Source organism: Rhodococcus sp. WWJCD1 (genome assembly GCF_002258735.1).
In the GTDB taxonomy this organism is placed as follows: Bacteria; Actinomycetota; Actinomycetes; order Mycobacteriales; family Mycobacteriaceae; genus Rhodococcoides.
The window spans coordinates 1-13822 of sequence record NZ_NOXY01000012.1; the positions used below are offsets into that span (position 1 = coordinate 1).

At 63.7% G+C, this 13822-nt stretch carries 16 protein-coding genes; 9 read left to right on the plus strand and 7 right to left on the minus strand.

The window, feature by feature from the left end; translation table 11 throughout:
- Positions 1-7: 7 nt before the first annotated feature.
- The 3 genes from CH286_RS07690 to lppU all read left to right on the plus strand — a co-directional run bounded on the left by CH286_RS07690 (position 8) and on the right by lppU (position 3109).
- Positions 8-856: a DUF692 domain-containing protein gene (locus tag CH286_RS07690; protein WP_255182628.1), complete on the plus strand. Its 849-nt coding sequence runs from the start codon at positions 8-10 to the stop codon at positions 854-856.
- Between the two features lie 311 nt (positions 857-1167).
- On the plus strand, positions 1168-2400 hold the full coding sequence (locus tag CH286_RS07695; protein WP_094609075.1) for a molybdopterin-dependent oxidoreductase: 1233 nt from the start codon (positions 1168-1170) through the stop codon (positions 2398-2400).
- A gap of 106 nt (positions 2401-2506) precedes the next feature.
- Positions 2507-3109, plus strand: a complete 603-nt coding sequence (gene lppU / locus CH286_RS07700) for an LppU family putative lipoprotein (RefSeq protein ID WP_441347111.1) — start codon at positions 2507-2509, stop codon at positions 3107-3109.
- Between the two features lie 9 nt (positions 3110-3118).
- Here lppU and CH286_RS07705 read toward each other — a convergent pair whose 3' ends face one another.
- From CH286_RS07705 to CH286_RS07715, 3 genes are all read right to left on the minus strand, one after another.
- Entirely contained in the window at positions 3119-3880 is a 762-nt protein-coding gene (locus CH286_RS07705; protein WP_094608862.1) for a class I SAM-dependent methyltransferase, read from the minus strand.
- Between the two features lie 73 nt (positions 3881-3953).
- A complete protein-coding gene (locus CH286_RS07710) occupies positions 3954-4400 on the minus strand; it encodes an SRPBCC family protein (RefSeq protein ID WP_032378659.1) in 447 nt (148 codons plus the stop codon).
- A gap of 53 nt (positions 4401-4453) precedes the next feature.
- Positions 4454-5419: a D-2-hydroxyacid dehydrogenase gene (locus tag CH286_RS07715; protein ID WP_080737225.1), complete on the minus strand. Its 966-nt coding sequence runs from the start codon at positions 5417-5419 to the stop codon at positions 4454-4456.
- A 114-nt stretch (positions 5420-5533) separates the two neighbouring features.
- Here CH286_RS07715 and CH286_RS07720 point away from each other — a divergent pair, with 114 nt between their 5' ends.
- Positions 5534-5833, plus strand: a complete 300-nt coding sequence (locus CH286_RS07720; protein ID WP_255182605.1) for a GNAT family N-acetyltransferase — start codon at positions 5534-5536, stop codon at positions 5831-5833.
- 10 nt (positions 5834-5843) lie between these two features.
- Positions 5844-6404 carry a sugar O-acetyltransferase gene (locus CH286_RS07725; protein WP_094609077.1) on the plus strand — a complete coding sequence of 187 codons (561 nt, stop codon included), beginning with the start codon at positions 5844-5846 and terminating at the stop codon, positions 6402-6404.
- Here CH286_RS07725 and CH286_RS07730 read toward each other — a convergent pair.
- The gene (locus CH286_RS07730) at positions 6396-7949 is read right to left on the minus strand and encodes an ABC transporter permease (RefSeq protein ID WP_255182606.1); all 1554 of its coding nucleotides are present in this window, start codon (positions 7947-7949) and stop codon (positions 6396-6398) included. The two genes, CH286_RS07725 and CH286_RS07730, sit on opposite strands and share 9 nt — an antisense overlap.
- 26 nt (positions 7950-7975) lie before the next feature.
- The gene (locus CH286_RS07735; protein ID WP_094609078.1) at positions 7976-8704 is read right to left on the minus strand and encodes an ABC transporter ATP-binding protein; all 729 of its coding nucleotides are present in this window, start codon (positions 8702-8704) and stop codon (positions 7976-7978) included.
- A gap of 106 nt (positions 8705-8810) precedes the next feature.
- Here CH286_RS07735 and CH286_RS07740 point away from each other — a divergent pair, with 106 nt between their 5' ends.
- The gene (locus CH286_RS07740) at positions 8811-9614 is read left to right on the plus strand and encodes an SDR family oxidoreductase (RefSeq protein WP_094608865.1); all 804 of its coding nucleotides are present in this window, start codon (positions 8811-8813) and stop codon (positions 9612-9614) included.
- Positions 9615-9646: 32 nt separating this feature from the next.
- Positions 9647-11212, plus strand: a complete 1566-nt coding sequence (locus CH286_RS07745) for a Na+/H+ antiporter (RefSeq protein WP_094609079.1) — start codon at positions 9647-9649, stop codon at positions 11210-11212.
- On the opposite strand, the gene CH286_RS07750 is transcribed toward CH286_RS07745, so the two are convergent.
- Together CH286_RS07750 and CH286_RS07755 are read right to left on the minus strand one after the other, a co-directional pair.
- Positions 11209-11991 carry a pirin family protein gene (locus CH286_RS07750; protein WP_094608866.1) on the minus strand — a complete coding sequence of 261 codons (783 nt, stop codon included), beginning with the start codon at positions 11989-11991 and terminating at the stop codon, positions 11209-11211. The genes CH286_RS07745 and CH286_RS07750 overlap by 4 nt on opposite strands.
- Before the next feature lie 33 nt (positions 11992-12024).
- Positions 12025-12543: a VOC family protein gene (locus CH286_RS07755; protein ID WP_094608867.1), complete on the minus strand. Its 519-nt coding sequence runs from the start codon at positions 12541-12543 to the stop codon at positions 12025-12027.
- Between the two features lie 85 nt (positions 12544-12628).
- On the opposite strand from CH286_RS07755, the gene CH286_RS07760 reads away from it, so the two are divergent.
- The gene (locus CH286_RS07760; protein WP_094608868.1) at positions 12629-13081 is read left to right on the plus strand and encodes a MarR family winged helix-turn-helix transcriptional regulator; all 453 of its coding nucleotides are present in this window, start codon (positions 12629-12631) and stop codon (positions 13079-13081) included.
- Positions 13078-13800, plus strand: coding sequence for a pirin family protein (locus CH286_RS07765; protein WP_094608869.1), 723 nt, complete (start codon positions 13078-13080; stop codon positions 13798-13800). Before CH286_RS07760 ends, CH286_RS07765 begins: the two co-directional genes overlap by 4 nt.
- Positions 13801-13822: the final 22 nt, after the last annotated feature.

The window sequence follows — 13822 nt, forward strand, 5'->3', positions numbered from 1 at the left end:
GGGGTGGGTGCGGCGGGTGACCACCTACTCACTGCCTGTCGGTCTCGGAATCGGCTGGCGCTCCGAGATTTCGGGGATCGTCTCGCAGTTGCCGGGGCTCGCGTTCTGTGAGGTGATCGCCGAATCGATCGGGGATCAAGCACCGGAGCGCCTCACCTCGTTGGGCGTACCCGTTGTCACTCATGGAATCGGTTTGTCTCTGGGCGGTGCGGAGCCGTTGGAGCACAACCGAATAGCGCACTTGGAGCGGGTCGCCTCGCTGCTCGGGTCGCCTATCGTCAGCGAACACATCGCGTTCGTTCGTGCCGATGGCATCGAGGCCGGGCATTTGCTTCCGATGCCGCGGACCCGCGAGGCCTTGACTGTGCTGACTCGAAACATAGCGCGAACGCAGGACGGACTTTCGGTGCCATTGGCAGTGGAAAACATTGCAGCACTGTTCGATTGGCCCGATGACGAGCTGACCGAGGGCGAGTTCCTCAGCGAGCTGGTAGAGCGTACCGGCGTCGACTTGGTGTTGGACATCGCCAACGTCTACGCGAACGCGCGAAACCGACGCCGTGACCCGTGGACCGAACTGGCCCGGCTGCCTCTGGACCGAATTGCGTACTGCCACATCGCCGGTGGCACGGTACGTGATGGCGTCTACCACGACTCGCACACCGCGGCAGTTCCCGAAGAGGTACTCGAGCTGCTCAGAACGTTCACTGCAGCCGGGCACCGCACACCACTCATGCTCGAGCGCGACGGACACTACCCACCCGAAGTGGAGCTGCTGGACGAACTCGACGCGATCGCCGATTCAGCGGGCCTGGAACGAATCACGCCGGACCGGGTGCTGGGTCCGACGGTGTGAGCGAGGACCTGGCTCGCCGTCAGAAGGAGCTCATCCGTGCGCTCGTGGCGGGAGAGCCGCTGCCCCCGGGGTTCGATTCGGCCACCATCGACACCGCTCGAACAGCTCTCCTGCGCAAGCGGGCAGCCGAGATCGCGGCTCGGTACCCGGCTGTGCCGTCGGCGATGGGGGAGAGGTACGACGAGCTCTTTCACCGATGGGCATCCGGCCGTCCGAAAATATCCACGGCCGCAGATGCACAGGCCTTCTACGAGGCAATGAAACAGGCAGGGAAGCTGGGCACGACACATCCGGGACCGCCAGGGCAGCGAATGCCCTACATGGTCGACGCCCGCAATTCCCTCGTGCGCTTTCGCAGTCCGCTGCGCGGCACGTGGTTGACGTCGCTGTTCGGCGCAGTGCTGCTCGTTGCCCTACCGATCGTCATCGTGACCGGTCTACTGTCGTACATCGCGTACGGGCCCCAGTTCGGCCAGGCCAAGCCGGGTGCCGTCGGGTGGTTGCGGTTGCCGTTCTTCGATTGGCCTACGAACCCTGCCTGGCTCTACCAGCTGACGCAGGGTCTGCACGTTGGATTGGGCCTGATCATCGTGCCTCTCGTCATCGCCAAGCTGTGGTCGGTGATGCCCAAGCTCGTCGAACTGCCGCCGGTTCGTTCGCCTGCGCATGCACTCGAACGCCTGTCCCTGCTGGCGCTCGTCGGCGGTCTGCTGTTCGAGATCGTCACCGGTGTACTCAACATCCAGTACGACTACGTCTTCGGCTTCGACTTCTATGCCGCCCACTACTTCGGCGCTTGGGTGTTCATCGCCGGATTCCTCGTCCATCTCGGGCTCAAGGTGCCGCTGATGTGGCGAACCCTGCGGTCCGAGTCGCTGATGGACGTGCTGCGCGCGCGCAACGAGTCCCCCGACCAGGGCCACACGACAACGATGAACCGCCGCGGCGCAATCGGATTGGTCGCTGCTGGAATGGGTTTCGTCGCTGTGCTCACGGTGGGCCAGACGGTCGGAGGCGTTCTCCGCAAGGCCGCGATTCTGCTGCCGCGCGGGCGCTCCTACGGCGACGGCCCCAACGACTTTCAGATCAATCGGACCGCGGAGGCGGCGGGAATCACCGAGGCACAGACCGGAGCCGACTGGCAGTTGACGATCGCAGGCGCAGCCGACGACGCCGTTCCGGTGGTGCTGTCCCGCGGCAGACTGCTGTCGATGCCGCAGCGCACTGCCGAACTTCCCATCGCCTGCGTCGAAGGATGGTCGACGACTCAGACCTGGACCGGCGTCCCGTTGGCCGAACTCGCCGCCCTCGCGGGTGTGTCCGAACCACGATCGGCCGAGGTGACCTCTCTCGAGCAGAACGGTGCCTTCACTCGCGCAGTGCTGCAGGGAAATCAAGTAGCACATACCGACTCGTTGCTGGCATTGAGAGTCAACGGCGTCGATCTCTCGCTCGATCACGGCTATCCCGCGCGGGTGATCGTGCCTGCACTGCCGGGCGTGCACAACACCAAGTGGGTTTCGTCGATCGTGTTCCGTTCGTGACTTTCAAAATCTCCGTGAATAGTAAAGAATATTTTTTCGGTAGCCCGCGGGGTTGCCGACGAAGGAGCACTCCTTCGCCTGGATGAGTCCAGAAGGTCACGCCACGATGCACGCACTGTCCAGAGGGTTCCTCGCCGCGGGTGCAACACTCACGCTGCTCTTCGCCGCAGGCTGCTCGTCGTCCGACTCGGGCAACGCCGTTGCCGCAGACACCACCACCTCGTCCTCGACGTCGGCCGCTGCCAGCACCACCGACGACGTCACCGGCCAGGAGGGCATCGACGCCGGTGGTTCCACCGATATCGATGTCGAGATCGGTCAATGCGTCGAGCTCGGCGGCACGATGACCGCCGCCACCATCGCCAACGCAGAGTGCGGCAGCATGGAATCGAACTACAAGGTCATTGCGAAGGCCGAGCAGAACGAGCAGTGCCCCACCGATGTCAATCAGACGTACTACGAGACTCTCGACGGCGTGGAGCAGGGCGCTCTGTGCCTCGACGTGGATTGGGTCGTCGACGGATGCATGAGCGTTCCCACTGGCGGTATCGACGAGCCCGCACGTGTCGACTGCAGCGACCCCAGCGCGACCGACGTCGAACAGGTCACCGAAATCAAGACAGGTACCGCCGACCCCAACGACTGCCCGGAGGGCGGGTTCGCTTACGAGGCAAGACAGTTCGTCGTGTGCACCACAACGATCTCCTAGCCCTCTCGGTCACTGCAACTGCGCTGTCATCATCTGGGTGACGTAGTGATAATCCAGGTGTCCGTGCTCGGTGATAGCCGTGTGCACCGCGTTCAACACCTCGTCGCGCCGCGTGTCGTCGAGTACCAGATGACTCGAGTACGTCGCGGCCATCGCACAGAATTCGTCCGCCGTGTAGCGCTGGACCCACCTGTACGTCGAGGACGACCAGGGTCCGAAGCCGTCTGCTCGAGGCACGCTCGACTCCGATTGCGCACCGAGAGACCGCGCCAGCAGCGGTGCCGCTTCCGGTTCGGTTGCGTCGTAGGCAGCTCTCACGGCATCCCACGCTGGCCCGTCGAGGTCGCCCGGCATGTTCCACCACAGCCGCAGCGCGCCGCCCGGTACCAACGCGCGGGCCGCCACCGCTACTCCCTGCTCGTGGTTCACCCAATGCCAAGACTGCGCGGCGACGACCACATCGAACGACCGCGGCTCGACTACGCACTGCTCGAATCGCGACACCTGCACCTCGACGTCGAGGTTCTCGGTACGACGTCGAACGACCTCTGCCATGCCCGAATCCGGTTCCACCGCAACCAGGGATGCGCCGAGCTCGGCCAAGGCAACCGTGGCTTTACCGGTACCGGCTCCGGCCTCGAGTACTCGCAGCCTTCCTCCGGACACGATGTCCACGTACAGCTCGGCGGGGTAACCGGGTCGGGCGCGGTCGTAATCCTCCGCAACTCGGCCGAAGGTCAGTCCACGTTCTGGTCGCACATCCTCTGACATGTTAGCCAGAGTACCGACATACGCCTCGGTAGCCAGTGCTAAGACCGGCACTGGACGCTCTGGACAAGTACGTTTACTGACCGGCCGCTTCCAAGCGGCCCCGGAGAGTCGACTCGGTGTGCCGGATTGCCTGACCCACAACGGGTTCCACGACAGCTCCGAGCACCTTACCGGCTATACCGCCGGGCAGGCTGTAGCGGAAGACGACCACCAGTCGGGTTCGGCCGTCACCGGCGTCCTCGAACGACCACGTGGACGAGTTCGACAGCCCCTCGACCGACTCGAGGGTGAGTCGCTCGTTGTGGACCCACTCTGTCACGTGCACAACAGATTTCAGCGCTTTGGGGCCGATCTGCATCGTCGCGTCGTACGTAGCTCCGAGACCGGATGTGATCTCGCTCGTCGGCTCGAACCGTGTGATGCCGAACATCCACTGCGGCACGTTACGAAAATCGTCGAGGTAGGCGAATGCCGCCTCCCGACTGGTCGACGCGATCGCCGAATGATTGATTACCCGCACTCGTGCACCCTAGTACACGCTACGCACTGTTACACACACTTTGCCGGTTCGACCTATCGCTGGACATATCCCGTCTGCTTGTCCACGACGTTGACCAGCGGCGAAGCGTGCAGATATCGCTCCAGATTCTCCTCGAACAGCTGCCACAACCGCTCGGCGAAGTCGTCGGCATCCCCGGCCAGATGGGCGGTCAGGATCACGTTGTCCATGTTCCACAGCGGGCTCGATGCCGGCAGCGGCTCGACCTCGAACACATCGAGCACTGCCCAGCCGATCGTCCCGGAGGCCAGGGCCGCACACAGAGCCTGTTCGTCGACGACCGGACCGCGGGAAATATTGACCAGACCCGCATCGGGACTCATGGCCGCGAGCACCTCGGTACCGACGAGACCACGGGTTCTCTCGGTCAACGGTGTAGCGAGCACGATGACGGCGTATTCGCCTGCATACGAACGTAATTCTTGGACGTGACGAATTCGCGCGAATTCCGCATCCCCCGGGCGTTCGGATGTCCCCGACGCATCGACGCGCATGCCGAGAGCGCCGAGTACCCGGCCGATTTCACGCCCGATCGAGCCCGGTCCGACGACAAGCGCACGTTTGCCGCGAACTCCGGAGCTGACTCGATGCTCCCAGACTCGCTCACGCTGACGGCGAAGTGCCTGGGGCAGCTTCTTCACCGACGCCAGAATTCCTGCTGCGACATATTCGGCTATCGCATGGTCGAGTATGCCTCCCGAGTTGGTCAGCAGCCACGGCCCTTCGCGCAGACCCGGGTCCAACAGTCGATCGACTCCCGCGCTGGACGCATGAATCCACTGCAGGTTGGCGGCATTCGGCCACACGGCCTGCAGATCGACGGCCTCGAACGTGCGAAACAGCAGCACCTCGGCCCAGGAGACCGTATCGGCCAGCTCATCGATCGCGCAGCGCCGGAACTGGACTCCAGCGATCGACGGAAAGGCCTTCCGGTCCGAATCACTCTCGACCACAAGCACGTTCACCACAGGACTCGCCACCTCCGTACGATGGCACGGTGCTCACCGTAGAACTCGCATCCGCCGCCGACGCAGCAACGATACTCGGCCTCCGGCACGCCGCCGAGGACTGGTTGGCTGCCCGGCGCGCTGAGATTGATCTGGGCCGACCCTGCCATCTGGCCGGAGCAGGGCGAATCCGCAGGCTACGTGCACGGACTGGTGATCGACAGAAGTGAGGCCGGAACAGGACTGGGCACGTCGCTGCTCGAGTGGGCATCGCAGCGGACCCGGCAGGAAGGTAGAGCGCTGCTACGTCTGGATTGCGCCGAGACCAACATCGACCTGCGCAGCTACTACCTACGGCAGGGGTTTCGCTACGTCGGTCGGCGCGATTTCGGCGATGGGAATTCGTGGTTCAGCGTCGCGCTGTTCGAAATGTCGACCGGCTTGTAGCGTGACATACATGGGTGAGAATCGGGATCGGATGCTGCGCGGCGAACTCTACCGAGACAGTGATCCCGACTTGGTGGCGTCTCGAATCTCTTGTGGGAAGCTGCTCGACAGATTCAACGCTACCGAGGCAGACCGGACCGAAGAACGGCGTGAACTGCTCGGCGAGCTGCTCGGATCCATCGGAGCGGATTCGTGGATCATGCCCCGATTCCAATGCGACTACGGCACATACATTTCCATAGGCTCGAACACCTTCCTCAATTACGATGCAATCTTGCTGGACTGCGCACCCGTCACCATCGGTAACGACGTCTCGATCGGCCCGCGCGCCCAACTACTGACAGCTCTGCATCCTATGGAAGATCACGAAGCTCGCCGGACACGTTGGGAGAGCGCCCTTCCCATCACCATCGGTAACAACGTCTGGCTCGGCGGCGGCGTCATCGTGTGCCCGGGAGTCACCATCGGCGAGAACTCGGTGATCGGAGCGGGGAGTGTCGTCACCCGCGACGTACCGTCGCAAACCTTTGCTGCGGGTAACCCGTGTCGGGCAATCCGCGCGCTACCGTGACATCACCGCGTTCAGGACTCTGTCGGAGTCACGAACCAACGCGCCGACTGCCATCCGCGCGCCGCACCACATCCCCAGCCAGCCGATCGCTACGGCCACCGGAATCGACAGATACGCCCACGCTCCAGGAAGGAGCAGCGCGAGCAGCAGTACAGGCACGACCGATACCGCCAGGACCACTATCCCGAGTACGAGGAATCCGAATGCGTTGCCGGTGAACGATCCCCGCGTGTTCATCGAAAACGTTTTCGTAGCTTCGGGCACGGGGTAGGCACCGCGTACGGAGTTCACGGCGGTCAGGCCGGCGCTGACTCCGAGCATCGAGATCGTCAATGCGATCGGGATCTCCAGTCGGTCGAGCCCGAGATCGCCGAACACTCGAACCACCACGACCGGCACGATCGCGAAGGGGGCCGCGATCAGCAACCAGGCGATCTGCCGACCACGGACGTCGTCGGGGAGGGCCTGCGGAATCATGACCAGGTGCCACATCGAGCTACCGTCGAGACCGTACGAATTCGATCCCGCACCCATCGCCATGAAGATCACGACCCAGGCACCCCAGGCGGCAGTGAACGGAATCGAATCGGTCACCAACGGGCCGATACCAGCCAGCACCGCGAAGATCAGAACCGACAGCAGCTGACTTCGACGACGCATGTCACCGCGCCAGAGGGACAGCTCTCGGGTCACCACCGCGCCGACCCTCGTCACCCGCCACCCTGTTGCTCCGTCGCGGCCGTCGGCGATCGTCTGCTTACGGGTCGATCCCGACGACGTCGAGACCCGTCCCTCGAAGTGGCGCAGAACCAGTCGCTGCCATGTCCATACCAGTGCGACGTCCAGCAGCAGCAATCCCACAAGTGCGCCGATCGCCAGCAGCCAATTGCCCTCGAGCACCGCGTCGACGCTGGTAACTCCCCAGCTGAACGGAATCGAATGTGCCAGCGTGAGCGGCCATGTCACCTCACCCGACAGCACTCGATCGAGATTGTGGGTGATGGGGAACTGCAGGAAGTACAGGCCTCCGAAGACGGCTCCGAACGCCAACAGTGCGAACTCACGGCTGCGTCGACTCTTGAGCAGCTGCGACATCGCCAACGTCACCACCCTCGACAGCGTCACGAAGAACACCACCGTTGCGGGCCAGGCCACCAGAGCCAACGGCAGTGCTGCGACCGAGCGGGACACAGCGTAGATCGGAATGGACGCGGCCACGATAATCGTCAGTGGAACCACCATGCCGACCACCGACGTGGTCAGCAGCGCACGGGCCAGTCGCGCGGGGTCGACGGACAACAGCTGGAAGTGGCGGGGCTGGATGTTGTCGTCGGAGATGCCCGACAACACCGGGAAGAGCACCCAACTCAAGCCCGTCAGGGTCAGTCCGAGGCTTGCGGTGCCGCCCACCAGTACCTGCGACGCGTCGGTTCGAGCCGCCATCACGCATGCGAGAACCGCGAGGGCCAGCCCCAGCAATCCGAACACGGTCTTGACCACCGCTTGTCCGCCCTTGAACTGCCTGCGGTAGAGCGTGATTCGCATCTGCAGGACAGTGCGGCCGACCGACATCACGAGCGCATCCAGGACAGTCCGTCCGGGTTCTGATCGCGGGTGCCGACGAGGCGAACGAAGGCATCGTCCAGGGTCCCGCCGCCGCGGACCTCGTCGACGGTTCCGGCCGCCACCACTCGGCCTCCGGTGATGACGCCGACGTGTGTGCACAGCTGCTCGACGAGGGCCATGACGTGGCTCGACAGAATCACCGACCCGCCGGAGCGGACGAACTGGACGAGGATGGTTCGAATCGTGGTAGAGGAGATGGGGTCCACAGCTTCGAAAGGCTCGTCCAACACCAGCAATCGGGGCCCGTGCAGCAACGCGGAGGCCAGCCCGATCTTCTTGGTCATTCCCGCGGAGTAGTCGGCGATGACGGTTCCTCCGGCGTCGGTCAGGTCCAATGCGTTCAGCAGCTCGTCTCGACGCTGCGCAATGACGTCTTCCGGCATCGCGCGCAGTCGACCGATGTAGGTCAGGAGCTCGTGGCCGGTGAACTGGGAGGGCAAGGTCAGTCCGTCGGGCAGCACGCCGAGCAGTTCTTTCGCCGCGATCGGATCGGCCCAGACGTCTCGTCCGAATACCAGACTCCGCCCGTACTGCGGCCTCAGCAGCCCCACTGCCATGGACAGCGATGTCGTCTTGCCTGCACCGTTGGGTCCGACCAACCCGAACATCGAACCGGGCGGAACCATCAGCGACAGGTCGTCGACCGCAACCTTGGGGCCGAAGGCCATGCACATGTGCTCGAGCAGCAGGGCGGGAGGATTCGTTTGCACAGGTAACAGACTAACCGGTACGACTACGATCGTCACCCGGTTCGAATGGACCACCCCGTAGCCTGTGAGCATGAATCGCACGGCAGTGGTCACCGGAGCGTCCTCGGGCATCGGACGCGCAGTCGCACAGTTGCTCGTCACTCGGGGATATCGAGTGATCGGCACCTCCCGAAACCCGGATTCGATGACCGACGCGCAACGGGCGGCGGGCGTCGAATATCGAGCCCTCGACCTGACCGACAGCGCGTCGATCGGCACGTTCGTCGCGGAGCTGGGCGCCGTCGACGTTCTGGTCAACAACGCGGGCGAGAGCCAGTCGGGACCGTTCGAGGAGCTGCCGACCGACGCCATCGAACGACTCTTCCAATTGAACGTCTTCGGCGCAGTGACGCTGTCGCAGAACGTCATTCCCGGTATGCGCGAGCGCGGTTACGGCCGCATCGTGATGGTCGGCTCGATGCTGGCCAGCTTCCCCCTCGCCTATCGCTCGTCCTACGCGTCGACGAAAGCAGCGATCAAAGGCTTCTCCGACGCGGCGCGTCTGGAACTCTCTCCCTTCGGCGTGTGGATGACCACCGTCGAGCCGGGATCGATCAACACCGGAATCAGCGAACGCCGTACCAAGTACATCGCCGCGGATTCGGTCCACCGAGACGACTTCCACACAGCGATCTCGTCCCTGGATCGCAAGGAGGGAACCGGCATCTCCGCCGAGGACGTCGCCGAGGTGGTACTGAAGGCCATCGAGGCCGACAAGCCGAAACCCTTGTACGCCAGAGGAAGCAACGCACCGGTCGTGTTTCTGGCGCGGCGGTTGCTGCCGGCGACGTTCATGGAGAAGACGATCGCGAAGATGTTCGGGCTGAAGAGATAGTTTGAACCTCTGACCTGGTGGAATACAGCCGGGTGATAGAAACTTTGGGGCTGGTCCTGGCTGCCACGGGTCTGATCGTCGCTGCACAGGTGATCTCGAAGAAGACGACGCTGCCCGCGGCAGCGTTGTTGACCCTGGCCGGCCTGGCCGTCTCGGCATCGGCGTTGCCCGACATCGTCCTCGACCCCGAGGTCGTTCTGACCCTGGTGATACCGCCGCTGCTCTACAGCGCTGCCCTGAACTCGTCACTGATCGCCATCCGCCGAAACGTGTGGACCATCTTGAGTTTGTCGGTCGCCCTCGTGGTGGCGACCGCTGCCCTCGTGGGCGTCGGTCTGTGGTTGCTCGTTCCGGGTATCACGCTTGCCGCTGGTATGGCGCTCGGTGCCGCCGTGGCACCGCCGGACCCGGTGGCCGCCCTTGCGGTCGGTCGACGCGCCGGCATTCCACCGAAGCTGGTGACCCTCATCGAAGGGGAGGGTTTGCTGAACGACGCCACCGCGCTGACGATGCTGACCGTGGCCATCGCCGCGATCTCGAGCCAGGACATGACGTTCGCTCACGCCGGCGGATTGTTCGTGTTGGCGGCCGTCGGCGGCATCGTCGCCGGATTGGTCGTCGCCCTGCTGATTCGACTGGTACAGCGATACGTTCACGATTCTTTGCTGCTCAACATCGTGTCGCTGGCGACGCCGTTCGTTGCGTACCTGGCGGCCGAAGAGGTTCATGCGTCGGGAGTTCTGGCCGTCGTGGTCGCGGCACTGGTGATCGGGCATCACACTCGCCACGCCATCTCCGGAGCCAGCCGCCTGCAGACCAGCGCGGTGTGGCGGCTGATAGATCTGCTGCTCGAGGGCTTCGTGTTTCTGTTGATCGGCGAGCAGTTGCCCACCGTGGTCGGCGGCCTGTCGGCATACTCGGGGACCACCATCGCCCTCGCAGTCACGGTCACGCTCGCCGGAGTCCTGCTGCTGCGGCCGCTGTGGTTGCTGACCACGGGTCTGTCCGCACGCGAGGCGGTGGTGATGAGCTGGGCCGGCACTCGTGGAGTCATCACCGTCGCGGCCGTGTTCACTTTGCCCCTGACGATCGACTCCGGTGAGCCGTTCGAGAGCCGAGACCTGTTGCTGTTCTGCGCATTTCTGGTCGTGCTGGTGACGGTCGTCGGACAGGGCTTGACGTTCGCTCCGCTGGTGCGAAAGCTGAACGTCGTCGCCGACCCCGCAGCAGAGGCACGTCTGCGAAACGAAGCACGTGAGGGATCGGCCAAAGCTGCACTGTCACAGCTGGATCGCATCGCCGACGAGGAAGAACTCGACGACGAGGGGCGGGAGATACTGCGCCACGAGTTGGAACATCGGATCGACCGGTACCACCGCCGACTCGACCATCTCGACGAGTCCGAAGTGGGCGACTCGGTCATCTCGCCGGAGCAGATCGCCGCGATGAGTACCCGCCGACGCATCCTGGCGGTCGAGCGGGAGGAGTTGCTGTGCTGGCGAGATGCCGGCCGGCTACCGGACAACAGCATGCGTAGCCTCGAGCACGAACTCGACCACGAGGAGCACTCGTTCCGTCCGCACCGAGAGACCGACTAGCCGGCGATTGCGGCGTGCATCTCCCAGACGATCACTTCGGCACCGCTGGCGGTGCTCAGTTTCTGGCCGCCTCCTCCGCTGACGCGCACGGCATCGCCCTCGGCCAGTAGTCCGACGCCCTCGAGCATCGCCTCACCCTCCGCCACGAAGATGTGCACAAACGGCGCGTCGGGTATCTCGACGGGAGCTTGCCCGGCCTGCAAGCGCGCCACGTGCATGGCCGCGTACTTGTTCTTGATGCGAATGGCCGCATGATCGGAATGGTCGGGCATGCCGGACGCGACGGGAACCAAACCGCCGCTGAGCAATTCGCCGTCGATCTCGAGCTGTTCGTAACCCGGGGTGATGCCCTGCTCGTCGGGCACGACCCACATCTGGACGAACCGAACAGGATCGCCGTGCTTGCCCGAATACGAGCCGGCGGTATCACCGAGTCGCCACGAATCGTTCTTCTCCGAGTGCAGAATTCCGGTACCCGCACTCATGCGCTGCGCGAGACCAGGGTAGATGACGCCGGAGTGGCCCATCGAATCCTGGTGCACCAGGGACCCTTGCAGAACCCAGGTGACGATCTCCATGTCGCGGTGCGGGTGGGTGTCGAATCCCATGCCCGGGGTAACGATGTCGTCGTTGTTCACCATGAGGACGCCGTGATGGGTGTTGCCGCGATCGAAGTGGTTGCCGAACGAGAAGGAATGCTTGGAGTCCAGCCAGCCGATCTTCGTCTTGAATCGGTCATCGGCGCGGCGGATGTCGAGTGTGGTTGCTGCAGAGGTCATGTCATTGCCTCGAATCTCGAAGTAGGTGGGTTCTCAGAGAACGTGTGAGCCGTACATCTCACCGAGCGGATCGGCGATGAGTTCCAGCCGCGCACCGTCGGGGTCGCGGAAGTACAGCGAGACGTCACTGTGCTCGATCAACTCGATTCCGGCGTCGGTCAGCTTGGTGCGTAGGTGCTCCCAACGGGTGGGCTCGACGCTGATTGCCACGTGGTGCAGTCCACCCAGAACCTCCGCGTACGGACCGACGTCGAGGCCCGGGAAGTCGAAGAAGGCCAACAGGTTGCTGTTGCCGATGTCGAAGAAGAAGTGAGAAGAGCCCGGGTAGTCGCGGTTCTCGATGAGCTCGGTGAGCGGGAACTCGAGCAGATCCTGGTAGAAGCGCACCGTTGCTTCGACGTCGCTGCTGACCAACGCGGTGTGATGGAGTCCGCGGGCAGACGACGCGGGCCGCTCACCGGCCGGCTTCAGGTACTGCCCACGAATACGTTCTCGCTGCTCTTCGTGTTCCTGCGCTCGGCGTGTCTCTTCGGCAGTCAGTTCGTTGGTCATCGCTCCACCCTCCGGTCAAGTAGTTGCTTCGTCAACTACTGAGAACAGTACACCCGTTAGTTGCGTTGTCAACTAGCATGGAGACATGGATTCACCACGGTGGCTCGATACCGACGAACAGCGGGCCTGGCGCGCGTACCTCGACGCGACGCGGCTGCTGCTTCGCGACCTCGACAATCAACTCACACGCGACTCGGGAATCTCGTTCACCGACTTCGAGCTGCTGGTCGTTCTGTCGGAAGCACCCGACCGTCGCCGACGTATGAGCGAACTGGCAGACGCTGTCACCACGACTCGCAGCGGCGTCACCAGGGCCATCAGCCGACTCGTCGACAACGGCTGGGTCATTCGCGTCAAATGCGACGACGACAAGCGAGGAATGTCCGCCGAGCTCACCGAAGCAGGCATGAACACCCTCACCGCCGCCAGCCCGGGCCACGTCGAGACAGTGCGAGAGAACATGTTCGACCTGGTGGACCCGAACGATCTCGCGGCGCTGACCCGAACTTTCACAGCGATGCGGAACCACGCGTCGTGACCGTGACTCACATACCCGGTGAACAACGCCATCACTGGTGGAACGAGTGGCTCGACTCCAAGCAGTCTTTCCCCGCCACCGGCAACTACGACCTCGCGGCCAACGCGCATGGCCTGCTCATGGTGCACAACGAGGACACGGTGTTTCCGGGTGAAGGCTTCGACTCCCATCAGCACGAGAACATGGAGATCGTCACGTGGGTTCTGGAAGGGACGCTGAAACACACCGACTCCGAGGGTAATTCGGGGATCGTCTACCCAGGCTTGCTTCAACGCATGAGTGCCGGCACCGGCATTCGGCACACCGAACGCAACGCGTCGAGCCTGACCAGCCGAGAGAAGTTGCGCGTCGTACAGATGTGGATTCCACCCGACACCGACGGACGGGTGCCCTCGTACGAGGAGCTTGATGTGCGCGACGAGTTGGCATCCGGCGAGCTGGTGCCGGTGGCGTCCGGGATGCCGGGCCGCGGCGGCGTTCGGATCGGTAACCGCTACGCAACGCTGCATGTCGCTCGACTCGAACCCGGGGAGTCCGTCACCGTTCCCGACGCGCCGTTCGGTCACGTCTTCATGGCCGACGGTTCCGTGGCGTTCGAGGAGGTAGGCGACCTCGCCCAAGGTGACGCGGTTCGACTGACCGGTACCGGCGGACACCGCGTGACAGCATCGACTGCGAGCGAGATCCTGATCTGGGAAATGCACGCCGAGTTCGCCTGACCGAGTTCTTCTGACACGGGAG